Below are 23,757 nucleotides of genomic sequence, written 5' to 3' on the forward strand. Positions count from 1 at the left end.
GTGGATGCCGCCGTGAAGAACGGTGCCAAGGCCATCGTCTATGCCGCCACCGGCAACGGCAGCGTGGGCGACTACATGGTCGAGCCGCTCAAGGCGGCACGCGCCAAGGGCGTGCAGATCGTGCGCGCCTCGCGCACCGGCAGCGGCGCCGTGATCCGCAACGCCGAGCAGCCGGACGACAAGTACAACTGGCTGGTGACCGACGACCAACTGCCGCAGAAGGCGCGCATCCTGATGGCGTTGGCGCTGACCAAGACCAACGACACCCAGGAACTGCAGAAGATCCTGTGGAAGTATTGAGTTGAGCGCGGACGGGGCCGGGTACGACGGTGTCGTGCCTGGCCCTTTCCCATCCTGCCCTACAAGCCGCAGTCGCTCGATTCCGCCAGGCGTCCCATCGCTTGCGCGTCCGGTACATGGCTGATAAAGGCCCAAAGTTCATCGACCAGGGGCTTCGGATTGGTCGCCGAACGATACAGCCGGATATCCAGGCTCGTCGACCACGCCCCCGGGCCGGCCAGCACCAGCCGCCCCTCTCTCACCTCGTCGCTGACGCAGCTCTCCGGCAACCAGCCGACGCCATGCCCGGCCACGACCATGGCCTTCAAGGCCTCCGACATGTGCGTCTCGAAGCACCGTTGCAGCCCGTAAGGCTCCGGTGAATTGAGCAGGATCATCTCCACCACATTGCCCAGGAAGGCACCGGATGAATAGGCCATGAACGGCAACGGTCTGGCGCTCGTGCCGGGCAGGCGGAAAATCGGCTGCCCGTCCTTATCCGGCGCCGAGTACGGCTGGATGCGCTCAACGCCCAGCTTCAGGAACGGGAAGCCGTTAGGGTCCAGCAGGATCGGCAACTGCTGATGGTGGTAGCCCAGCAGGATGTCGCAATCGTCGTCGACCAGTTGCTGGACGCCTTCGGGCACATTCACTGCATGCACGCAGGCACTCAGCGCCCCGAAACTGCGGTGCAGGTACTTGAGCCAGGCCGGAAAAAAAGTGAACACCAGCGTGTGCGCCACCGAAAACCGGATGACCTTGTCGCTCTCGGCAAGGGGCTGCCGGCTGCTCAGCAGTGCGCGTGCCGCATAGGCGTCACGCAGCAGGTCGGCCGCCAGGCGGCGGAACAGCCAGCCGGCGGTCGTCAAGGTTGCCGGATGCACGCTGCGATCGACCAGGCTGACACCCAGCCACTCTTCAAGCGCCATGATGCGGCGGCTGAACGCTGACTGGGTGATATGGCGGTCGCCTGCCGCGCGTGAAAAGCTCCGCGTTTCCGCCAAGCACAGGAAGTCTTCAAGCCACTTGGTTTCCATGATGGAATCTACTCGGCATCGGGGTGGAAGGCGAAAGGTCTGAGTCACATCATACGGCAAGGCGATCACGGAATAATTGGTGGAACCCCGATACCGTGATGCAAATTTCGCGGCGCCGTATTCCAAATTTGCAACATCCCTCCACGTGCATCCGGGTTGTCTCGTAGAACCAGCAGGCACCGCTAATGGCGCAGCATCGCCGGCATGCATATCTCAATGCGCGTCATGACAAATTCGCATCAAGGTCGCAACGCGCCGGTGGCTTCCATAAGCTTGCACTCCTCTCATTCATCAAAACCTGCGAGGAGCACACCGATGACGAATGGATCTTTTAGAACCGAACATGACCTGCTGGGCGATCGCGAAGTCCCGGCCGATGTCTATTACGGTGTGCACACGCTGCGTGCAGTGGAAAATTTTCCGATCACGGGCACTCCCATCTCTATCTATCCGGATCTGATCAAGGCCCTGGCTTATATCAAGCAAGCAGCCGCATTGGCAAACCATGAACTCGGCCTGCTCGATGAAACCCGTTGCGATGCCATCGTCAAGGCCTGCGCGGAGTTGCTCGGCGGCAAGTTGCACGACCAATTCGTCGTCGACGTGATCCAGGGCGGTGCCGGCACCTCGACGAACATGAACGCGAACGAGGTGATCGCCAACCGCGCGCTGGAGCTGCTGGGCCACAAAAAAGGCGAATACCAGTACCTGCATCCGAACGAGCAGGTCAATATCGGCCAGAGCACCAACGACGTCTACCCGACGGCCCTCAAGGTCGCAACCTGGTTCGGCATCCTCGGGCTGGTGGACGCCATGTCGGTGTTGCGGCGGGCGTTCGAGCGCAAGGCCGAGGAATTCAAGCATGTGCTGAAGATGGGCCGCACCCAGTTGCAGGATGCCGTGCCGATGACGCTGGGGCAGGAGTTCAGCACCTATGCCGTGATGCTCGGCGAGGACGAGCAGCGGCTGCGCGAAGCGGCGCTGCTGATCTGCGAGATCAATATGGGCGCCACTGCGATCGGCACCGGCATTACCGCGCACCCGGACTATGCACCGCTGATCCTGAAGCGCCTGAAGGAGATCACCGGCATTCCGCTGATGACCGCGCCGAACCTGATCGAGGCCACGCAGGACTGCGGCGCCTTCGTGCAGTTGTCGGGCGTCCTCAAGCGCGTGGCGGTCAAGCTCTCCAAGACCTGCAACGACCTGCGCCTGCTCTCCAGCGGCCCGCGCGCCGGCCTGGGCGAGATCAACCTGCCGCCCATGCAGGCCGGATCGAGCATCATGCCCGGCAAGGTGAATCCCGTGATCCCCGAGGTGGTCAACCAGATCGCATTCGAGGTCATCGGCAACGACATCACCGTCAGCTTCGCCGCCGAAGCCGGGCAACTGCAACTGAATGCCTTCGAGCCGATCATTGCGCACAGCCTGTTCAAGAGCGTCAGCCATCTGCGCAATGGCTGCCTGACACTGGCCGAGCGTTGCGTCAATGGCATCACCGCCAACGAGGAACGCCTGCGCGCCACGGTGGAAAACTCCATCGGCATCGTCACCGCCCTGAACCCGTATATCGGCTACGCCAACGCCACGGCGGTAGCGCAAGAGGCCCACGCCACCGGCGGCAGCGTGTACGAGATCGTGCTGCAAAAGGGGCTGCTGTCCAGGGAGGAACTCGACCAGATCCTGCGGCCGGAAGTGCTGACGCAGCCCACTCCGCTGAGCCTGGCGCCGCGCGCCCGGTGAACTGAGTCACGGCGTCCCCAGCGCCGCAAGAAGCAGCGGGCCCCCGCCCCGCAAATCGACGGCCAGACAACGATCTGCCGCAATCCCCGGAGACACCGCAACATGAAAGCCAACAAGTTAACCACCCAGATCATGGTCGCCATGGTCCTGGGCATCGGGACCGGCTATCTCTGCAACACCCTCGCGCCCAATGCGGGGATGGCGAAAGAGATTGCCGGCTACTTTTCGATCGTCACCGACATCTTCCTGCGCATGATCAAGATGATCATCGCGCCGCTGGTATTCGGCACGCTGGTGGCGGGCATCGCCGGCATGAAGGACGCGAGCGCGGTGGGCCGCATCGGCATCAAGGCTTTGGGCTGGTTCATCACCGCATCGCTGATCTCGCTGCTGCTCGGCATGCTCTTTGTGAACCTGCTGCAGCCCGGCCATGCGCTGAACCTGCCATTGCCGGAGATCGGCACCGCCACCAATCTCAAGACTTCGTCGCTGAACCTGAAGGACTTCATTACGCACGTGTTTCCCAAGAGCGTGTTCGAAGCCATGGCGCAGAACGAGATCCTGCAGATCCTGGTGTTCTCGCTGTTCTTCGGCTTCGCCATTGCATCGTTCAAGGGCAAGGTGGGGCATCACCTGGTCGCGTCGATCGAGGAACTGGTGGCGATCATGCTGCGCGTCACGGACTTCGTGATGCGCTTTGCGCCGCTCGGCGTCTTTGCCGCCGTCGCCGCCGCCATTACCGTACAGGGTATTGGCGTGCTGTTCACCTACGGCAAGTTTATCGGCGGTTTCTACCTGGGACTGGTTGTACTGTGGCTGGTGCTGACGGGCGCGGGCTACCTGTTCCTCGGCGGGCGGGTCTTCACCCTGCTCAAGCTGATCCGCGAGCCGACCATCCTCGCCTTCTCCACCGCCAGCAGCGAGGCCGCCTATCCGAAGACCATGGAGCAGATGGAGAAGTTCGGCGTCCCCGACAAGGTGACCGGCTTCGTGCTGCCGCTGGGCTACTCGTTCAACCTCGATGGCTCGATGATGTACCAGGCCTTCGCCGCGTTGTTCATCGCGCAGGCCTACAACATCGAACTCAGCCTGACGCAGCAGATCACCATGTTGCTGGTCCTGATGGTCACCAGCAAGGGCATCGCCGGCGTGCCCCGCGCCTCCATCGTGGTGGTGGCGGCCACCCTGCCGATGTTCAACCTGCCCGAAGCCGGCCTGCTGCTGATCCTGGGCATCGACCAGTTCCTCGACATGGGCCGGACCGCGACCAACGTCATCGGCAACAGCATCGCCACGGCAGTGGTCGCCAAATGGGAAGGCGAACTGAGCCCGACGCAGTTGCCGGACACCGAAGACACCGAAGACATCGCCGAAGCACCCGCGCGGCAGCCCGGAGCAACTGGCCCCCGCGCAGACTGGGGTAATCCCTGATGCCCTCACATGAAATCTCATAACGATCCAGGCGCCGCAATATGGAATCACAACCGGGCCGCCCGGCCGGCACAAACAGTTTCCCGTTTAATCAACGACTTGCGATCCGTCCGCGGCCATCCCGGCAATGGCACGGCGATTGCTATATCCCTCTGCCGCAGCATCATCTGACGCACCTCAAAACAAAACACGTGGAGACAATATGAGCGCACGAGAAGCGGGCGATCTCGATCCTGTCGAGACCGCCGAATGGCTGGAGTCCCTGCAGGCGGTCACGCAGCATCGCGGCACCGAGCGGGCCAACCAACTGGTCAATGCGCTGGTCGATGAAGCGCGGCGCGACGGCCTCTATGTGCCGCGCTCGCTGACCACGGGCTACCGGAACACCATCGCCCCCAAGGACGAAGCGCAATCGACCGGCGACCGCGCCATCGAGCATCGCCTGCGCTCGATCATCCGCTGGAACGCGATGGCCATCATCCTGCGCGCCAACAAGGAGTCGTCGGAACTCGGTGGCCACATCGCGAGCTTCCAGTCGGCGGCGACGCTCTACGACATCGGTTTCGGCCACTTCTGGCACGCGCCCACCGACCAGCACGGCGGTGACCTGCTGTACATCCAGGGCCACAGCGCACCGGGCATCTACGCGCGCGCCTTTGTCGAAGGCCGGCTCACGGAGCAGCAGTTGCTCGGGTACCGGCAGGAAACCGGCGGCACCGGGCTTTCCTCCTACCCCCACCCCTGGCTGATGCCGGACTTCTGGCAGTTCCCCACCGTGTCGATGGGGCTGGGCCCACTGATGTCGATCTACCAGGCGCGTTTCCTCAAGTACCTGCAAGGCCGAGGGCTGGCGGACACCTCGGCGCGCAAGGTCTGGGCCTTCATGGGCGACGGCGAGATGGACGAGCCCGAATCCCTGGGCGCAATCTCGCTGGCCGGCCGCGAGCGGCTCGACAATCTGATCTTCGTCATCAACTGCAACCTGCAGCGGCTGGACGGCCCGGTGCGCGGCAACGGCAAGATCATCCAGGAACTGGAATCCGTCTTCCGCGGCGCCGGCTGGAACGTGATCAAGGTGGTCTGGGGCGGCGGCTGGGACAAGCTGCTTGCCAGGGACAAGAGCGGCCTGCTGCTAAAGCGCATGGAGGAATGCGTCGACGGCGAATACCAGGATTTCAAGAGCAAGAGCGGCGCTTATGTACGCGAGCACTTCTTCGGCAAGTACGAAGAACTCAAGGCGCTGGTCGCCGACATGAGCGACGACGAGATCTGGGGCCTGACGCGCGGCGGCCATGATCCCGAGAAGGTGTTCGCGGCTTACGCTGCCGCCGTGAAGCACACCGGGGAGCCCACGCTGATCCTGGCCAAGACGGTCAAGGGCTATGGCATGGGCGAATCCGGCGAAGGCCAGATGATCGCCCACCAGGCCAAGAAGATGACCCAGGACGCGTTGCGCGGTTTCCGCGACCGCTTCCAGATTCCGGTCAGCGACGCGCAACTGGCCGACATCCCCTTTATCAAGCCGCCCGAGGACAGCCCCGAGATGCAGTACCTGCGCGCGCGGCGCGCGGCGCTGGGCGGCTACCTGCCGGCCCGCCGCAGCAAGTCGCATGCGCTGGAAATTCCGCCGCTGTCCACGTTCCAGCGCCTGCTCGACAGCACCGGCGAGCGCGAGATCTCCACCACCATGGCCTTCGTGCAGATGCTGGGGACCCTGGTGCGCGACAAGGCCATCGGCAAGCATGTGGTGCCCATCGTGCCCGACGAATCGCGCACCTTCGGCATGGAGGGCATGTTCCGCCAGCTAGGCATCTACTCATCGGTCGGGCAGCTCTACAAGCCGCAGGACGCCGATCAGCTCATGTACTACCGGGAGTCCAAGGACGGCCAGGTGCTGCAGGAGGGGATCAACGAGGGCGGCGCGATGTCGAGCTGGATTGTTGCTGCGACTTCGTACAGCACGAGCAACGTGCCGATGATCCCGTTCTACATCTACTACTCGATGTTCGGGCTCCAGCGGGTCGGCGACCTGGCCTGGCTGGCGGGCGACATCCGAGCACGCGGCTTCCTGCTCGGCGGCACCGCCGGGCGCACCACGCTCAACGGGGAAGGCCTGCAGCACGAGGACGGCCACAGCCACATCATCGCCGGCACCATCCCAAACTGCGTTTCCTACGATCCCACCTTCGCCTACGAGGTGGTGACCATCGTGCGCGACGGCATGCGCCGGATGTACCAGGACCAGGAGGATGTGTACTACTACATCACCCTGATGAACGAGAACTACCCGCACCCCGGCCTCGCGGACGCGGGCGAAGGCGCGGAGGCCGGCATCCTCAAGGGCCTCTACAAGCTCAAGGACGGCGGCAAGGCCGGCAAGGGCGGGCTGCGCGTGCAGCTCATGGGCTGCGGCACCATCCTGCGCGAGGTCATCGCCGCCGCCGAGCTGCTGAAGGCGGACTTCAACGTCACCGCCGACATCTGGAGCGCCACCAGCTACAACGAGCTGCGCCGCGACGGCATGGCCGCCGAGCGCTGGAACCTGCTGCACCCCACCGAGCCCCGGCGCAAGAGCTGGGTCGAGTCCAGCCTGGAAGGCCATGAAGGCCCGGTGATCGCCTCCACCGACTACATGCGCAACTACGCCGACCAGGTACGCGAATACGTGCAGGCCGCGGGACGGCGCTACGTCGTGCTGGGTACCGACGGCTTTGGCCGCAGCGACTACCGCGCCAGGCTGCGCAGCTTCTTCGAGGTCGACCGCTACCACGTTGCCATCGCCGCGCTCAAGGCGCTGAGCGATGACGGCGCGATCAAGCCGGCGGTGGTGGCCGAGGCCATTGCCAAGTATGCGGTGGACACCGAGCGCGCAGCGCCGTGGACGGTCTGACACGCCAAGGATTGAAGACTATGAACCAAGCCATTGATATCAAGGTGCCCGACATCGGCGATTTCAAGGACGTGCCGGTGATCGAGTTGTTCGTCAAGGTGGGCGACCTGGTCAAGCCCGAGGACCCGCTCGTTTCGCTGGAATCCGACAAGGCCACCATGGACGTGCCGGCCCCGCAAGGCGGCGTGGTCAGGCAGATCCACGTCAAGCTGGGCGATGCCGTCAGCGAGGGCAGCCTGCTGATGCAGTTCGAGGGCATGGGCTTGGCGGTGCCGGCCGGCACCGCCAAGCCCAGCGTAAGCGCGCCGCCCTCGCCGCTCAGCGCGCCTGCGGGGCTGGCCGAAGTGCGCATCCCCGACATCGGCGACTACAAGGATGTGCCGGTGATCGAAGTCTTCGTCAAGGTCGGCGACACGGTGAAGGCGGAGGATCCGCTGGTGTCGCTGGAGTCCGACAAGGCCACCATGGACGTGCCGGCTCCGCTGGGCGGCGTGGTCAGGGAGATCCACGTCAAGGTGGGCGACACCGTCAGCGAAGGCAGCATCATCATGGCACTGGCTACCGGCGACGCACCGGCGGTGGCATCCGCGGCGCCGGCTCCGGTCCTCGCGGCGACGCCTGCGCCCATTACGCCAGCTTCGAGTGGCGTGGACGAACCCGCTTTCGCGCTCGCCTACGCCGGACCGGCGGTGCGCAAGCTCGCCCGGGAGACCGGCGTGGGCCTGGGCAAGGTGCGCGGCAGTGGCGAGCATGGCCGCATCCTGCGAGCCGATGTCGAGGCGTTCGCCCGCTCGGGAGGCGCCATAACGCCCGCCGCCAGGCCTGCCGCCGCGCCCGCTGGTGGCGGCGCGGGCCTGGACCTGCTGCCGTGGCCCAAGGTGGACTTTGCCAGGTTCGGCCCGGTCGAGCGGAGGGAACTTAGCCGCATCAAGAAGATTTCCGGCGCCAACCTGCACCGCAACTGGGTCGTGATCCCGCACGTCACCACGCATGACGAGGCGGATATCACCGATCTCGAGCAGTTCCGCGTGCAGATGAACAAGGAGCTGGAAAAGAGCGGCATCAAGATCAGCATGCTGCCTTTCATGATGAAGGCAGCGGTGGCCACGCTCAGGAAATTCCCGGAATTCAACGCGAGTCTGGACGGCGACACCCTGGTGCTCAAGCAGTACTACCACATCGGCTTTGCCGCCGACACGCCCAACGGCCTGATGGTGCCGGTGATCCGCGACGTCGACAAGAAGTCCATCCCCGACATCGCGCGGGAGATGGGCGAACTGGCCAAGCTGGCGCGGGAAGGCAAGCTCAAGCCCGACCAGATGTCGGGCGGCACCTTCACGATCAGCTCGCTCGGCGGCATCGGCGGGATCAACTTCACGCCCATCATCAACGCACCCGAGGTTGCCATCATGGGTGTCTGCAAGAGCTTCTGGAAGCAGCACTCCGGCGATGGCAAGAACTGGGCCTCGCGCCTGACCCTGCCGCTGTCGTTGTCATGGGACCACCGCGTCATCGACGGGGCCGCGGCTGCCCGCTTCAACGTCTATTTTGCCAACCTGCTCGCCGATCTGCGGCGTGTGCTGTTCTGAGGGGCGCGCTGCAATGACCCAACGTGTCGAAGTCAAGGTGCCGGATATCGGCGAGTTCAAGGACGTCACGGTGATCGAGGTCATGGTCCGGCCCGGCGAGACCATCGCCGTGGACACCAGCCTGATTGCCGTCGAATCCGACAAGGCATCGATGGAGATCCCCTCCTCGCATGCCGGCGTGGTGAAAGAGATCCTGGTCAAGGTCAACGACAAGGTCAGCGAAGGCTCGGTGATCCTGATAGTAGAGGCCACGGGTGTGGCGGCCGGCGCGGCGCCGACTGCCGCACCGCCGAAGGCTGCGCCCTCCGTGCCGGTGCCTAACGCCGCGAGCTATAGCGGCACGGCAGACCTGGAATGCGAGATGCTGGTGCTAGGCGCCGGCCCCGGTGGCTACTCGGCCGCGTTTCGCAGCGCCGACCTGGGCTTGAAAACGGTGCTGGTCGAGCGCTACGAGACGCTCGGTGGCGTCTGTCTCAACGTCGGCTGTATTCCCTCCAAGGCGCTGCTGCACACAGCCTCGGTGATGGATGAGGTTGCGCATCTGCCCGACCACGGCATCAAGTACGGTGCGCCCGAGGTCGACCTGGACAAGTTGCGCGCGTTCAAGGACAGCGTTATCAAGAAGCTCACGGGCGGCCTGGCCGGCATGGCCAAGGCACGCAAGGTCGAGGTGGTCACCGGCGTGGGCAGCTTCCTCGACCCACATCACCTCGAAGTCGTGGCAGCCGATGGCGCAAAGCGCGTCGTCAAGTTTGCAAAGGCCATCATCGCTGCGGGCAGCCAGGCGGTGAAGCTGCCGTTCATGCCCGACGACGAACGCGTCGTCGACTCCACCGGGGCGCTGCAGCTGAAGTCGATCCCGAAGCGCATGCTGGTGGTGGGCGGCGGCATCATCGGCCTGGAAATGGCTACGGTGTATTCCACGCTGGGCACCCGCATCGATGTCGTGGAAATGCTCGATGGCCTGATGCAGGGTGCCGACCGCGACCTGGTCAAGGTCTGGGAGAAGAAAAACGCTCACCGCTTCGACCACGTCATGCTGAAGACCAAGACGGTTGGCGCCAAGGCCACGCCGGCAGGCATCGAAGTCAGCTTCGAGGGTAAGGAGGCGCCCGCGCCGCAGGTATACGACGTGGTGCTGGTCGCCGTGGGCCGCAGCCCCAACGGCAAGTCCATTGCCGCGGAGAAGGCCGGGGTGGCCGTCACCGAGCGTGGCTACATCGAAGTCGACAAGCAGATGCGGACCAACGTCTCGCACATTCACGCCATCGGCGACATCGTCGGCCAGCCGATGCTGGCGCACAAAGCCGTACACGAAGCGCACGTGGCGGCGGAGGCGGCGCACGGCGAGCCCGCCTTCTTTGACGCGCGCCAGATCCCGTCGGTTGCCTACACCGACCCCGAAGTGGCCTGGGCCGGCAAGACCGAAGAGCAATGCAAGGCCGAAGGGATCCAGTTCGGCAAGGCGGTGTTCCCGTGGGCCGCCTCCGGGCGCGCCATTGCCAACGGACGCGACGAGGGCTTCACCAAGCTGCTCGTCGACAGCACCACGAATCGCGTGATCGGCGGTGGCATCGTCGGCACCCATGCGGGCGACCTGATCAGCGAGATCTGCCTGGCCGTGGAGATGGGCTGCGAGCCCGCCGATATCGGCAAGACGATCCACCCGCACCCGACGCTGGGTGAATCGATCGGGATGGCCGCCGAGGTGTTTGAGGGCCATTGCACCGACCTGCCGCCGGTGAAGAAGAAATAAAAGGAAATTGACACGGGCACACGACGCAGCGCTTTGCGTCGTGCCGCCACACACAAGAGATTGCACGAACGTCTGCCGCCGTTCCGGCGCCCCGACCGAGCCACAGAGACAACCATGACCGACAACCTTCGCGAAGCCGCACTCGACTACCACCGCTATCCCACGCCCGGCAAGATCTCCGTGACGCCCACCAAGGCGATGGCCACACAGCGCGATCTCGCTCTGGCCTACTCGCCCGGCGTCGCCGACGCCTGCATGGAGATCGTGCGCGATCCGGCCGAGGCGATGAACCTCACGTCGCGCGCCAACCTCGTCGCGGTGATTACCAACGGCACCGCGGTGCTGGGTCTGGGCAACATCGGCCCGCTGGCCGGCAAGCCGGTGATGGAGGGCAAAGGTTGCCTGTTCAAGAAGTTCGCGGGCATCGATGTCTTCGACATCGAGCTGGCGGAAGACGACCCCGATGCGCTGATCGAAACCATCGCCCGCATGGAGCCGACCTTCGGCGGCATCAACCTCGAGGACATCAAGGCGCCCGAGTGCTTCTATATCGAGAAGAAGCTGAGAGAGCGCATGAAGATCCCGGTCTTCCATGACGATCAGCACGGTACCGCCATCGTGGCCGCCGCCGCCATCCTCAACGCGCTGAAGCATGTCGGCAAGGATATCAGCGAGGTCAAGCTGGTAGCGTCGGGCGCAGGCGCGGCCGCCCTCGCCTGCCTGGACCTGATCGTGAGCCTGGGCCTGCCCATGGGCAATGTGTTCGTCTCCGACAGCAACGGCGTGGTCTATCTCGGCCGCAAGGAGCAGATGGACCCGAACAAGGCGCGTTATGCGCAGGACACTTCCGCGCGCACGCTGGCCGACATCATCGGCGGCGCGGACATCTTTCTCGGCCTGTCGGCCGGTGGCGTGCTCAAGCCAGAGATGGTCAAGACCATGGCGCGCGACCCGATCATCCTGGCCATGGCCAACCCGACGCCAGAGATCGCGCCGGAGGATGCGCTGGCCGTGCGCCCCGATGCCATCCTTGGCACCGGGCGCTCGGATTATCCGAACCAGGTCAACAATGTCCTCTGTTTCCCGTTCATCTTCCGCGGGGCACTGGACGTCGGGGCCACCACCATCAATGAAGAGATGAAGCTGGCCGCCGTGCGCGCCATTGCCGAACTCGCCCATGCGGAGATTCCGGAGGTGGTGGCCCAGGCGTACGGCGCGGTCGGCCTGCGCTTCGGTGCCGAATACCTGATTCCCAAGCCGTTCGACCCTCGCCTGATCGAAGCCGTCGCGCCCGCCGTCGCCCAGGCGGCAATGGACAGCGGCGTGGCCACGCGCCCGATCGCGGACATGGAGGCGTATCGCCAGCGGCTCGGCCAGTTCGTCTACCAGTCGCGCAGCGCCATGCAGCCGGTATTCGCCGCCGCCAAGCGCGCGCCGAAGCGGGTGATTTACGCGGAAGGCGAGGACGAGCGCGTGCTGCGCGCCGCGCAGGTGGTCATCGACGAGGGCATCGCGCGCCCGATGCTGGTGGGCCGTCCCGACGTGATTGTCCAGCTCATCGCGCAATTCGGCCTGCGCTTGCAACCGGGCGAGGATTGCGAATGCATCGATCCGCTCGATCCTGCCGTCTACCGCGACGCTGCCGAGGCGTACTATCAGATTAGCCGCCGCGACGGCGTCTCGCGCGCGCTGGCACAGGCGGAGGTGCGCAGCCGCGGTACGCTGCTGGGCGCCATGCTGGTTCGGCAAGGCCAGGCCGACGCGATGCTGTGCGGCACCGTGGGCCGTTTCCAGGACCACCTGGCTTATGTGCGGGACACGATCGGGCTGAAGCCCGGCAGCGAGACGCTTGCCGCCATGCAGATGTTGATGCTGCCCGGCCGCCAGCTGTTCATTTGCGACACGCACGTGAACCTCGACCCGACGGCGCAACAGATCGCCGACATCGCGCTGCTGGCCGCCGAAGCCGTCCGCCGCTTCGGCATCACGCCGAGCGTGGCCTTGCTCTCGCACTCCAACTTCGGCGGCTCCACCGCCCCGGCCGCGGTGAAGATGCGCGAGGCGCTGGCGCTGGCGAAATCGCGCGCCCCGTCGCTGGCCATGGAAGGCGAGATGCGCGGCGATGCGGCGCTGTCCAAGCCCATCCTGGACCAAGAGTTCCCCGACTCCGGCCTGGTCACGGAAGCCAACGTGCTGGTGATGCCCAACGTCGACGCCGCCAATATCTCCTACAACCTGATGCGCATCGCGGCGGGCGGCGGCATCACGGTTGGCGGCATTCTGCTTGGCGCCGCGCGCCCCGTGCACATCCTGACCTCATCCTCGACCGTTCGCCGCATCGTCAACATGACGGCGGTGGCGACGGTCGATGCCGGCTCCCAGCGCGCCACGGCGCAGGCGGCAGGGATCTAGCATCTGAACGCCGACAGCGATCGCGAACCAAAAACAGGAGACCACCATGGACAAAGACAATCATCCGAAGCCGTTCTACAGATCCCTCTATTTCCAGGTCATCACCGCGATCGTCATCGGCGTCATCCTGGGCCACTTCTACCCGCAGACCGGCGAGGCGATGAAGCCGCTGGGCGATGGTTTTATCAAGCTGATCAAGATGATCATCGCACCGATCATCTTCTGCACGGTCGTGGTGGGTATCGCCGGGATGGAGGACATGAAGAAGGTCGGCAAGACCGGCGGGCTGGCGCTGCTGTACTTCGAGATCGTCAGCGGCGTCGCGCTGGTGGTGGGCCTGGTGATCATCAACATCGTCAAGCCGGGCGCCGGCATGAACGTGGACGTCAGCACCCTCGACACCAAGAGCATCGCCGCCTATACCGAGCCCGGCAAGATGCAGGGCACGGTGGACTTCCTGCTGCACGTGATCCCGAACACCGTGGTGGACGCCTTCGCCAAGGGTGAGATTCTCCAGGTGCTGCTGTTCGCGGTGATGTTCGGTTTCGCCCTGCATAAGTTCGGCGGGCGCGGCACGCTGGTGTTCGACTTCATCGAGAAGTTCTCGCACGTGCTGTTCACCATCGTCGGATACATCATGAAGGTCGCGCCCATCGGGGCGTTCGGTGCCATGGCCTTCACCATCGGCAAGTATGGCGTGGGTTCGCTGCTGCAACTGGGCCAGTTGATGGCGACGTTCTATGCGACCTGCCTGTTCTTCATCTTTATCGTGCTTGGCGGGATCGCACGAGCCCACGGCTTCTCGATCTGGAAATTCATCAGGTACATCAAGGAAGAACTGCTGATCGTGCTGGGCACGTCTTCGTCGGAATCGGTGCTGCCGCGCATGATGGCCAAGCTCGAGAACCTGGGTGCCCGCAAGTCTGTCGTCGGGCTGGTGATCCCGACCGGCTACTCCTTCAACCTGGATGGCACCTCCATCTACCTGACCATGGCGGCGGTGTTCATCGCCCAGGCAACCAACACCGACATGAGCCTGACGCAGCAACTCACGCTGCTGGCGGTGCTGCTGCTCACGTCCAAGGGCGCTGCCGGCGTCACCGGCAGCGGCTTCATCGTGCTGGCGGCCACGCTGTCGGCGGTCGGGCATGTCCCGGTAGCAGGCCTTGCCCTGATCCTCGGCATCGACCGCTTCATGTCGGAGGCGCGCGCCCTGACCAACCTGATCGGCAACGGCGTGGCCACGGTGGTGGTGGCTAAATGGACCGGCGACCTAGATGTCGAACGGATGCATCGCACGCTGGACAACGAGTCGGACAGCGAGGCCGACGACCCCGAGGTGGTGCTCGACCAGGCCGCGACGCACATGCCGGTTGCCAGTACCACATTGAACCGGTGAACGGCGGACCGTGATGACATCAGCCCCCAACCATCGGAGCCCGTCCACGGCGTGGCCCCATCGCATCGTCATCGTCGGCGGCGGCGCGGGCGGACTTGAACTGGCCACGCGGCTGGGCGACACGCTCGGCCGGCGCGGACACGCCGAAGTCACCCTGATCGAGAAGACCCGCACCCATGTGTGGAAGCCCAAGCTGCACGAGATCGCCGCCGGCAGCATGGACATGAGTGCCCACGAGGTGGGCTACCTGGCGCAATCGCATTGGCATCACTTCCGCTACCGCGTCGGGGAAATGGTGGGCCTGGACCGGGAACGCCGCGAGGTGCTCGTGGCGCCCTACGTCGACCATGAAGGACACCAGATCACACCGCAACGCACCTTTGGCTACGACACCCTGGTCATCTCCGTCGGCAGCCAAAGCAATGACTTCGGCACGCCCGGCGTCTATGAGCACGCCATGCGGCTGGAATGTCCCGCCGACGCGCTGCGCTTTCACTCGCGCATGGTCAATGCCTGCATCCGCGCGCACGCGCAGGCCACGCCCCTGCTGGCCCAGCAACTCCACGTCGCCATCATCGGCGCCGGCGCGACGGGGGTAGAACTGGCGGCGGAACTGCACCGCACCACGCGCGAGGTTGTGGCCTTCGGCCTGGACCGCGTCGATGCGGACAAGGACATCCGGGTCACCCTGATCGAGGCCGCGCCCCGCGTGCTGCCGGCCTTGCCCCCGCGCTTGTCGAGCGCCACGGAAGCCCTGCTGCGCAAGCTCGGCGTGGAGGTGCTGACCGGCGCCAAGGTCGCCGAGGTGCTGTCCGATGGCGTACTGCTCGGCGATGGCCAGCGCCTCGCGGCGGAACTGGTCGTGTGGGCGGCGGGCGTGAAAGCGCCTGATTTCCTCAGGGATATCGCGGGCCTGGAGACCAATCGCGTCAACCAGTTGATGGTCCGGCCGACGCTGCAGACCAGCCGCGACGACAACATCTTCGCCATCGGGGATTGCGCTGCCTGCGCCTGGCCCGAGGCCAATCAAGGCAAGGGGGGCTTCGTGCCGCCGCGCGCGCAAGCCGCGCACCAGCAGGCTTCGCACATGGTCAAGCAGATCCGCCGCCGCATGGCCGGCAAGCCGCTGACGGACTACCGCTACCGCGACTTCGGTTCCCTGGTATCCCTGGGCGGGTTCAGCACGGTGGGCAGCATGATGGGGGGGCCCATCGGCGGCAGCATGATGGTCGAGGGCCGCTTCGCCAGGCTGATGTACCTGTCGCTCTACAAGATGCACGAGCTGGCACTGCATGGGTTCGCCAAGGTCGCGCTCGACACGCTGGCCCGCTCGATCGTCCGGCGCACGGAACCCCATGTGAAGCTGCACTGAGTTCCATTCCAGGATCGGGCGGCGACATCCGGCCGGTCCGTCAGTCCCTCTTTTTCTACGCAGGAGAATCGTATGGAAGACGTCGTTATCGTTGCCGCCGCCAGAACCGCGGTCGGCAAGTTTGGCGGTTCGCTGTCCAAGGTCCCGGCCCCGGAACTCGGTGCTACCGTGATCAAGGCCTTGCTGGAGCGAAGCGGCCTGAAGCCGGAACTGGTCGACGAGGTCCTGCTCGGCCAGGTGCTGACCGCAGGCAGTGGGCAAAATCCCGCACGGCAGGCTGGGGTCAAGGCGGGGCTGCCGGTCGGCGTGCCCGCCATGACCATCGGCAAGGTCTGCGGCTCCGGCCTGAAGGCGGTACACCTGGCGGCCCAGGCCATCAAATGCGGCGATGCCGACATCGTCATCGCCGGCGGCCAGGAGAACATGAGCGCTTCGCCGCACGTGCTCCTGGGTTCTCGCGACGGCCAGCGCATGGGCGACTGGAAGCTGACGGACTCGATGATCGTCGATGGCCTGTGGGACGTGTACAACCAGTATCACATGGGCACCACGGCCGAGAACGTGGCCAAGGCCTACAACATCTCGCGCACCCAGCAGGACGAGTTCGCGGCCGCATCGCAGCAGAAGGCCGAGGCCGCGCAGAAGGCCGGCAAGTTCAAGGACGAGATCGTGCCCGTCTCCATCGTCTCAAAGAAAGGCACGGTGGTATTCGATAGCGACGAGTTCATCAAGCACGGCACCACGGCCGAAGCCCTGGCGGGCCTGCGGCCTGCCTTCGACAAGGCGGGCACCGTCACCGCCGGCAACGCGTCCGGGCTGAACGACGGCGCGGCGGCGGTGTTGCTGATGTCGGCGAGCAAGGCGCGCGAACTGGGCCTGACCCCGCTGGCGCGCATCGCGGCCTACGCGTCGGCAGGGATCGATCCCACCATCATGGGCATGGGTCCGGTGCCGGCTTCGCAGCGCTGTTTGCACAAAGCGGGCTGGATCGTCAACGACCTCGACCTGATGGAAATCAACGAGGCCTTCGCGGCGCAAGCCTGCGCGGTCAACCAGGAAATGGACTGGGACACCCGCAAGATCAACGTCAACGGCGGCGCCATCGCCATCGGGCACCCCATCGGCGCTTCCGGCTGCCGCATCCTGGTCACGCTGCTTCATGAAATGGTCCGCCGCGACGCCAAACGCGGCCTGGCCTCGCTCTGCATCGGCGGCGGCATGGGCGTGGCGCTGGCCATCGAGCGCTAAGACAGCATCCCACAACAAGGAGAAAAACATGAGCAAGCAACACGTAGTACTGATCACGGGCGGCATGGGCGGCCTTGGCGAAACCATTTCGACCAAGATGGCCGATGCCGGCTACAGGGTCGCGGTGACCTATTCGCCCGGCAATACCACGCATGGCGAATGGGTTCAGCAGATGAAGGCACGCGGGTACGACATCCTTGCGGTCCCCTGCGACGTGGCCGACATCGACTCATGCGCGCAAGCTGTGGCAGCGGTCGTGGAGCAGGCCGGCCCGGTCGACGTGCTCATCAACAACGCCGGCATCACGCGCGACATGACCTTCAAGAAGATGGACAAGGTCAACTGGGACACCGTACTGCGCACCAACCTGGACAGCCTGTTCAATATGAGCAAGCAAGTGGCCGATGGCATGGTGGAGCGCGGCTGGGGCCGTATCGTCAACGTGTCGTCGGTCAACGGCTCCAAAGGCGCCTTCGGCCAGACCAACTACTCGGCGGCGAAAGCCGGCGTGCATGGTTTCACCAAGGCCCTGGCATTGGAAGTGGCCAGGAAGGGCGTCACGGTCAACACCATTTCCCCGGGCTATATCGGCACCAAGATGGTCACCGCCATTCCCGAGGACATCCTGAACACGAAGATCCTGCCGCAAATTCCGGTGGGCCGGCTGGGCAAGCCGGAGGAAGTGGCGGGCCTGATCATCTACCTGGCCTCCGAGGAAGCCGCCTTCGTGACCGGCGCCAATATCGCCATCAACGGTGGGCAGCATATGCAGTGACGCGCAACGGGACGCCGCGCCTTTCGCAGCGTCCCCATCATCCCCCCACGGAGGAGACCCGGACACATGGATCCCATCCTGCTGGCACGCACGCAGTTCGCGGCCAACATCACCTTCCATATCCTGTTCCCGACCATCAGCATCGGGCTGGGCTGGCTGTTGCTGTTCTTCCGCTGGCGCTACCTCGCCAGCGACAAGCCACAGGTCCGCCATGCATGGCTGAATGCCTATCGCTTCTGGACCAAGGTGTTCGCCCTGACCTTTGCGCTGGGCGTGGTCAGCGGCATCACCATGAGCTTCCAGTTCGGCACCAACTGGCCGGGTTTCATGGAAACGGTGGGCAACATTGCCGGGCCCCTGCTTGCCTACGAGGTGCTGACCGCGTTCTTTCTCGAAGCCGGCTTTCTCGGCGTGATGCTGTTCGGGCACGGCAAGGTGAGCGAACGTGTCCACCTGCTGTCCACCTTCTTCGTTGCGTTCGGCACCACGCTCAGCGCCTTCTGGATCCTGGCGCTTAATTCCTGGATGCAGACGCCGCAAGGCTACGAAATCGTCAATGGCGAGTTCCACGTCAGGAGCTGGATCGAGGTCATCTTCAACCCCTCCTTCCCCTACCGCTTCGCGCACGTGCTGCTCGCTTCCACTCTGACCTGCGCCTTCCTGCTCGCGGGGCTGAGTGCCTGGCAATTGCTCAGGGGCACGGCGCCGCTATCGGCGCCCAGGGTCTTGCGCGTCGGACTGACGCTCGCCGCCGCTGCGATCCCGTTGCAGATCGCCGTGGGTGACATGCACGGCCTGAACACACTCGAACACCAGCCGCAAAAGATCGCCGCAATGGAAGGCGTTTGGGACACGGAGCGTGGCGCACCCTTGCTGCTGTTTGCCATCCCCGACGAGAAGTTGCGTACGAATCACGCGGCGATCGAGATCCCCAAGCTGGCCAGCCTGATCCTGACGCATCACCCGGACGGCGAGATTCGCGGCCTGAATACGTTCGATGCGCATCCGCCCGTCCTGCCGCTGTTCTTCGCCTTCCGCGTGATGGTGGGCATGGGGATGCTGATGCTGGCCAGCAGCTGGCTGGGCTGGTGGCTTTACCGCCGCGCCGGCTGGCAGCCGCACCGCCTGCCGCGCGCGCTGCTATGGGGCTTTGCGGGCATGACCTTCTCCGGCTGGATTGCCACGGTGGCCGGCTGGTACGTCACCGAGATCGGCCGCCAACCCTATATCGTCCACGGCCTGGTACGCACCGCCGACGTAGCGTCGAACGTGCCGGCGCCGCATATCGCACTGACGCTGTCCCTGTTCGTCGCGGTCTACCTGGCGCTGATCGTTGCCTATGTCAGCGTACTGAAGTACCTGGCGGAAAAGCCGGAGGCGCTGCCTGGCGGCGATGCGGCCGCGCAGCCCGCCACGCCATCCGGCGCTGTTGCCCCACATGCCTTGCCAACCGGGAGCCCCCTATGACCTGGATGCGTCTAGACGACGCCCTGCCTGTCATCTTCATGGCGCTGATGGGCGTGGCCATGCTGGTCTACGTGATCAGCGACGGCTACGATCTCGGGGTCGGCATGCTGATGCACCGGGCCACGCCCGCCGAGAAGGATGTCATGGTGGCTTCGATCGGTCCGTTCTGGGATGCCAACGAGACCTGGCTTGTGCTCGGCGTCGGCATCTTGCTGGTGGCTTTCCCCAAGGCGCACGGTTTGATATTGACCGCGCTTTACCTGCCGGTCACGCTGATGCTGGTCGGCCTGATCCTGCGCGGCGTGGCGTTCGACTTCCGCGTCAAGGTGAGGAGCGCGCACAAGCCGATGTGGGACAGGCTCTTCTTCGCCGGCTCGACCCTGGCATCGGTCTCGCAGGGCTGGATGCTGGGCCGCTACATCAGCGGCTTCGGCAACGGCTGGAACTACCCGCTGTTCGCGGCGGCCATCGCCATTGCGCTGCCCATGGCCTATGTGCTGCTCGGCGCGTGCTGGCTCATCATGAAAACGGAGGGCGAACTGCAGCAGCGCGCCATACAGTGGGCGAAGATCGCATGGGCGCCAATGGCCTGCGGACTCGCGCTGATCTCCGTGGCCACCCCCTGGATCAGCGCCGTGGTGCGCGAGCGCTGGTTCGTGCTGCCGCAGATCATCGCGCTGCTTGCCATCCCGATGGCAACCGGCGTCATGCTGATGGCCGTGCGCTTGTTGCTGAAGACCCGGCTGGTGCGCGGGCCTGTGGCTTGGCTGCCCTTCGTGCTGCTGATCGCTGTCTTTGTACTCAGCTTCATCGGCCTGGCCTACAGCATCTTCCCCTATGTCGTCATCCACCGCTTGACGATCTGGCAGGCCGCCAGCAGCCCGGAAGCCCTGAAGGTGATCCTGGTGGGCGTTTGCATCTCGGTGCCCGCGATCGCCGGCTACACGGTGTTCTCGTACCGGGTGTTCCGCGGCAAGACGCGCGAACTCCACTACGCTTAGCCGGGCCGCAAGAATGCTGCATCGCGACACCGCGCAAGATCCTGTCTTCGGGTTCTACCCGGGTGCTGCCCGGGGAGGTTCCGGGAGTACACTTGATCATCCTGATTTGCATGACTTGCATGACTTGTATCAGGGCGGACAAGGGTTGTACCTCCCCCCCCAGTACCGGGACGAACCATCCTGCGAGTTCGAGGACCGCGGAGAAAGGGCACGCGACATGAATCTGGGCCGTATGCGCATGATGATCGGGTGCGGTATGGCATTGATTGCGATCGCTCTGTCCGCCTGGCTCTCCTATGCCATGGCGTTGCGCGTCGGTCTCGATCAATTGCGCGTTGCGGCACAGCATCGGCTTGACGTCGTCGCCGCACGGCTGGACGGTGAACTGTCGCGGTTCGACTACCTGCCCTCGCTGCTGGAATCCACCACCGAAGTCTTCGACCTGCTCGCCCGGCCCGAAGACGCGGCGCTGAAACATCAGGTCAGCCGCTACCTGCACGGCATCACCGCGACCGCCGGCGCCGACAACCTGTACGTGACGCAACGCTCCGGCATGACGCTGGCCGCCGCGGACTGGGACCAGCCGGGAACGCCAGTGGGCGCCGACCTTTCGTTCCGCCCCTACATGCGGGATGCGCTCGCGCACGGCCAGGGCCGCTTCTATGGCGTCGGGTTTACTTCCGGCCGGCCCGGCTACTATCTCGCGTACGCGCTGCAGCAAGGCGGCACGCAGCGCGGCGTCGCCACGGTCAAGGTCAACCTCGACGCCGTGGAGCGGAACTGGATACAGATTCCCGGCAAGGTTCTTGTCGTCGACGCACGCGATGTGGTGATCCTGGCCTCGCTGCCGCAATGGCGGCTGCGGCCCCTGGCGCCCATGACGGCGGCAATGCTGGCCGAGGCCGCGCAGGCGCGAACCTATGGCAAATCCGACCTGATGCCGCTGGAATGGCAGGTACGCGCCAGGCTGGACGAACACACCCGCCGCGTGCATCTGGATGCCGTGGACTACCTGGCGTCCGAGCGCACGGTGAACCACGGCCTCTGGCGCATCGTGCTGCTGGACGACGAACTGCCCGCGCGCACACTCGCCCGCAATGCCGCCATCGGCGCCCTGCTGGCCTGCATGGTCCTGCTGCTGCTGATCCTCGTCGTTGCCCAGCGCCGGCGCGCCGCCCAACAGCAAAAGGCCGCGCAGCGCGCGCTGCGGGAAGCCCACGATAGCCTAGAGGCCAAGGTGCTCGAACGCACGGCCGAACTGCGCGCGCTGCAAAGCGACCTCGTCCATGCCGGCAAGCTGGCCGCGCTCGGGCAGATGTCCGCCGGGGTCGTGCACGAGCTGAACCAGCCCCTGGCGGCAATGCGCACGCTGTCGGACAACGCTGCCGTGCTGCTGGAAAAAGGCAGGCTCAAGGATGCCGCGGGCAACCTCCAGCGCATTGCCAACCTCATCAACCGTCTTGGCCGCCTGACGCAACAGCTGAAAGTGTTTGCGCACAAGTCCCAGGAACCCTTGCGGCCGGTCGTAGTACGGCAGGTGATACAGGACGCGCTCTTTGTCGTGACCAGCCGGATGCGGGAACTGGATATCACCGTCAACGTAGCGATTGCCCCGGATGACATCAGCGTGCTGGCCGACGACGTACGCGTGGAGCAGGTCCTGATTAACCTGCTGGGCAATGCCGCGGATGCGTTGTCGGACGCTGCGGCCAGGCGGATCGACATCCACGCGGCCGCGCACGAGGGGCAATGCCAGCTCACCATCCGCGACTCGGGCGCCGGCATCCATCCCGATGTGCTGCCGCGCCTGTTCGAACCATTCGTGACAACCAAGCCGGCGGGCAAGGGCCTGGGACTCGGCCTGATGATCTCGGCGCACATCGTGCGCGAGTTCGGCGGCCGCTTGTATGCCCGCAACCTGGCGCAGGGAGGTGCCGAATTCGTCGTCGAATTGCCGCTGGCGCCGCCCACCAAAGGGGAACATCAATGACCGACACCCATCCCATCCGCGTGATCTTCGTCGAGGACGAAGAGGATGTGCTGATAGGCAGCTCGCAGGCACTTGAGCTGGCAGGGTTCGAGGTCGACGGCTTCGCCTCGGTCGAGCAGGCGCGCAGCAGCATCAGCCTCGGCGCGCCCGCCGTGGTGGTATGCGATGTCAAGCTGCCGGGGATCAGCGGCGTGGCCTGGCTAAGCGAGCTGCTGGGCCTCGACAGCGACCTGCCCGTGATCCTGATGACCGGCCATGGCGATATCTCCATGGCCGTGCAAGCCATGCGCGTGGGCGCCTATGACTTTATCGAGAAACCGTGCTCGTCCGATCATCTTGTGTCTGTGGTCAGGCGCGCGGCCGACCGCCGCAAGCTCAGCCTGGAGGTCCGCGGCCTGCGCGAGCAACTGGAGGGCTGGCGCGGGATCCAGGCCTGCCTGATCGGCCGTTCCGCCCAGATGGAGCGCGTGCGCCGCGCGGTACGCGCCCTCGCCAATGCGCCCGCCGATGTGGTGATCTACGGAGAGACGGGGACCGGCAAGGATCTCGTCGCGCGCTGCCTACATGACCACAGCGCGCGCCGGAGCGCCAACTTCGTGCCATTGAATTGCGGCGGCTTGCCGGAGGCGCTGGCCGAAAGCGAACTGTTCGGGCACGAGGTCGGCTCGTTCACCGGCGCCACGCGCCGCCGCTGCGGCAAGTTCGAGCATGCACAAGGCGGGACGCTGTTCCTCGACGAAATCGAGAGCATGCCGTTGTCGGTGCAGGTCAAGTTCCTGCGGGCGCTGCAGGAGCGATCCATCGAGCGCGTGGGCTCCAACGAATCCATCGCGGTGGATTGCCGCGTGATCGCCGCCAGCAAGGAGGACCTGAAACTGCTCAGCGAGCAAAAGAAGTTCCGTGCCGACCTGTACTATCGCATTGGCGTCGCCTTCATCGACCTGCCGCCCCTGCGCGAGCGCCGCGAAGACATCCCGCTGCTGTTCGAGCACCTCATCCTGCAGGCGGCAACGCGCTTCGGCCGTCCGGCGCCTGTGCTCGAGAACGCCCAGTTCGACGTGCTGCTATCCCATTCCTGGCCGGGCAATGTGCGGGAGCTGCGCAATGTCGCCGACCGCTTCGTGCTCGGCCTCTTGTCCGACGATTTCGATCTGCATCACAGCCACAGCGAACCCGGCAACAGCCTGCCCGAGCAACTCGAGCAGTTCGAACGGGTCGTTGTCATGGAGGAACTCAAGCGCCACAACTGCGATGTCGCCGCCACCGCGAAGGCACTGTCCATACCGAAGCAGACGCTGTACTCCAAGCTGCGCCGGCTCCAGATCGCTTACGACAAGGTGCAGGCGGAGGAGTAGCGGCCGAACTCCG

General features: G+C 65.0%; 15 protein-coding genes and 1 pseudogene. 15 read left to right on the forward strand and 1 reads right to left on the reverse strand.

Annotated elements, in window-relative coordinates:
* Nucleotides 1-300: pseudogene (locus AC1DT6_RS35390) on the forward strand (L-asparaginase); the annotation flags it as partial.
* Between the two features lie 59 nt (nt 301-359).
* On the opposite strand, the gene AC1DT6_RS35395 reads toward AC1DT6_RS35390, so the two are convergent.
* Nucleotides 360-1,316: a LysR substrate-binding domain-containing protein gene (locus AC1DT6_RS35395; RefSeq protein ID WP_441633492.1), complete on the reverse strand. Its 957-nt coding sequence runs from the start codon at nt 1,314-1,316 to the stop codon at nt 360-362.
* A gap of 315 nt (nt 1,317-1,631) precedes the next feature.
* Here AC1DT6_RS35395 and aspA point away from each other — a divergent pair, with 315 nt between their 5' ends.
* From aspA to AC1DT6_RS35465, 14 genes are all read left to right on the forward strand, one after another.
* Nucleotides 1,632-3,059 carry an aspartate ammonia-lyase gene (gene aspA, locus AC1DT6_RS35400; protein WP_441633447.1) on the forward strand — a complete coding sequence of 476 codons (1,428 nt, stop codon included), beginning with the start codon at nt 1,632-1,634 and terminating at the stop codon, nt 3,057-3,059.
* A 102-nt stretch (nt 3,060-3,161) separates the two neighbouring features.
* On the forward strand, nt 3,162-4,490 hold the full coding sequence (locus AC1DT6_RS35405) for a dicarboxylate/amino acid:cation symporter (RefSeq protein WP_441633449.1): 1,329 nt from the start codon (nt 3,162-3,164) through the stop codon (nt 4,488-4,490).
* 202 nt (nt 4,491-4,692) lie between these two features.
* Nucleotides 4,693-7,380, forward strand: a complete 2,688-nt coding sequence (gene aceE, locus AC1DT6_RS35410; RefSeq protein WP_441633451.1) for a pyruvate dehydrogenase (acetyl-transferring), homodimeric type — start codon at nt 4,693-4,695, stop codon at nt 7,378-7,380.
* A gap of 20 nt (nt 7,381-7,400) precedes the next feature.
* The gene (locus tag AC1DT6_RS35415) at nt 7,401-8,969 is read left to right on the forward strand and encodes a dihydrolipoyllysine-residue acetyltransferase (RefSeq protein ID WP_441633453.1); all 1,569 of its coding nucleotides are present in this window, start codon (nt 7,401-7,403) and stop codon (nt 8,967-8,969) included.
* 13 nt (nt 8,970-8,982) lie between these two features.
* The gene (gene lpdA / locus AC1DT6_RS35420; RefSeq protein ID WP_441633455.1) at nt 8,983-10,725 is read left to right on the forward strand and encodes a dihydrolipoyl dehydrogenase; all 1,743 of its coding nucleotides are present in this window, start codon (nt 8,983-8,985) and stop codon (nt 10,723-10,725) included.
* Nucleotides 10,726-10,839: 114 nt separating this feature from the next.
* The gene (locus AC1DT6_RS35425) at nt 10,840-13,137 is read left to right on the forward strand and encodes an NADP-dependent malic enzyme (protein ID WP_441633457.1); all 2,298 of its coding nucleotides are present in this window, start codon (nt 10,840-10,842) and stop codon (nt 13,135-13,137) included.
* A gap of 46 nt (nt 13,138-13,183) precedes the next feature.
* Entirely contained in the window at nt 13,184-14,536 is a 1,353-nt protein-coding gene (locus AC1DT6_RS35430) for a dicarboxylate/amino acid:cation symporter (protein ID WP_441633459.1), read from the forward strand.
* A 13-nt stretch (nt 14,537-14,549) separates the two neighbouring features.
* Nucleotides 14,550-15,908 (forward strand): NAD(P)/FAD-dependent oxidoreductase, encoded by a 1,359-nt coding sequence (locus AC1DT6_RS35435; protein WP_441633461.1) that lies wholly within the window; start codon nt 14,550-14,552, stop codon nt 15,906-15,908.
* 72 nt (nt 15,909-15,980) lie between these two features.
* Nucleotides 15,981-17,156 (forward strand): acetyl-CoA C-acetyltransferase, encoded by a 1,176-nt coding sequence (locus AC1DT6_RS35440; protein WP_441633463.1) that lies wholly within the window; start codon nt 15,981-15,983, stop codon nt 17,154-17,156.
* Nucleotides 17,157-17,184: 28 nt separating this feature from the next.
* Nucleotides 17,185-17,931, forward strand: a complete 747-nt coding sequence (gene phbB, locus AC1DT6_RS35445; protein WP_441633465.1) for an acetoacetyl-CoA reductase — start codon at nt 17,185-17,187, stop codon at nt 17,929-17,931.
* A gap of 66 nt (nt 17,932-17,997) precedes the next feature.
* On the forward strand, nt 17,998-19,398 hold the full coding sequence (locus AC1DT6_RS35450) for a cytochrome ubiquinol oxidase subunit I (RefSeq protein ID WP_441633467.1): 1,401 nt from the start codon (nt 17,998-18,000) through the stop codon (nt 19,396-19,398).
* 5 nt (nt 19,399-19,403) lie between these two features.
* A complete protein-coding gene (locus AC1DT6_RS35455; protein WP_441633494.1) occupies nt 19,404-20,399 on the forward strand; it encodes a cytochrome d ubiquinol oxidase subunit II in 996 nt (331 codons plus the stop codon).
* A gap of 217 nt (nt 20,400-20,616) precedes the next feature.
* Complete coding sequence (locus tag AC1DT6_RS35460) at nt 20,617-22,389, forward strand: ATP-binding protein (protein ID WP_441633469.1); 1,773 nt, start codon at nt 20,617-20,619, stop codon at nt 22,387-22,389.
* Nucleotides 22,386-23,744 (forward strand): sigma-54-dependent transcriptional regulator, encoded by a 1,359-nt coding sequence (locus AC1DT6_RS35465; protein WP_441633471.1) that lies wholly within the window; start codon nt 22,386-22,388, stop codon nt 23,742-23,744. Before AC1DT6_RS35460 ends, AC1DT6_RS35465 begins: the two co-directional genes overlap by 4 nt.
* Nucleotides 23,745-23,757: the final 13 nt, after the last annotated feature.

The sequence above is a fragment of the Cupriavidus sp. 01L45 genome, from assembly GCF_056399885.1.

Coding starts and splice junctions, on each gene's coding strand:
- AC1DT6_RS35425 (WP_441633457.1), top strand. CDS start 10,840: ATGACCGACAACCTTCGCGAAGCCGCACTCGACTACCACCGCTATCCC.
- lpdA (WP_441633455.1), top strand. CDS start 8,983: ATGACCCAACGTGTCGAAGTCAAGGTGCCGGATATCGGCGAGTTCAAG.
- AC1DT6_RS35395 (WP_441633492.1), bottom strand. CDS start 1,316: ATGGAAACCAAGTGGCTTGAAGACTTCCTGTGCTTGGCGGAAACGCGG.
- AC1DT6_RS35455 (WP_441633494.1), top strand. CDS start 19,404: ATGCGTCTAGACGACGCCCTGCCTGTCATCTTCATGGCGCTGATGGGC.
- AC1DT6_RS35430 (WP_441633459.1), top strand. CDS start 13,184: ATGGACAAAGACAATCATCCGAAGCCGTTCTACAGATCCCTCTATTTC.
- AC1DT6_RS35415 (WP_441633453.1), top strand. CDS start 7,401: ATGAACCAAGCCATTGATATCAAGGTGCCCGACATCGGCGATTTCAAG.
- AC1DT6_RS35465 (WP_441633471.1), top strand. CDS start 22,386: ATGACCGACACCCATCCCATCCGCGTGATCTTCGTCGAGGACGAAGAG.
- AC1DT6_RS35440 (WP_441633463.1), top strand. CDS start 15,981: ATGGAAGACGTCGTTATCGTTGCCGCCGCCAGAACCGCGGTCGGCAAG.
- AC1DT6_RS35435 (WP_441633461.1), top strand. CDS start 14,550: ATGACATCAGCCCCCAACCATCGGAGCCCGTCCACGGCGTGGCCCCAT.
- aceE (WP_441633451.1), top strand. CDS start 4,693: ATGAGCGCACGAGAAGCGGGCGATCTCGATCCTGTCGAGACCGCCGAA.
- phbB (WP_441633465.1), top strand. CDS start 17,185: ATGAGCAAGCAACACGTAGTACTGATCACGGGCGGCATGGGCGGCCTT.
- AC1DT6_RS35450 (WP_441633467.1), top strand. CDS start 17,998: ATGGATCCCATCCTGCTGGCACGCACGCAGTTCGCGGCCAACATCACC.
- AC1DT6_RS35405 (WP_441633449.1), top strand. CDS start 3,162: ATGAAAGCCAACAAGTTAACCACCCAGATCATGGTCGCCATGGTCCTG.
- aspA (WP_441633447.1), top strand. CDS start 1,632: ATGACGAATGGATCTTTTAGAACCGAACATGACCTGCTGGGCGATCGC.
- AC1DT6_RS35460 (WP_441633469.1), top strand. CDS start 20,617: ATGAATCTGGGCCGTATGCGCATGATGATCGGGTGCGGTATGGCATTG.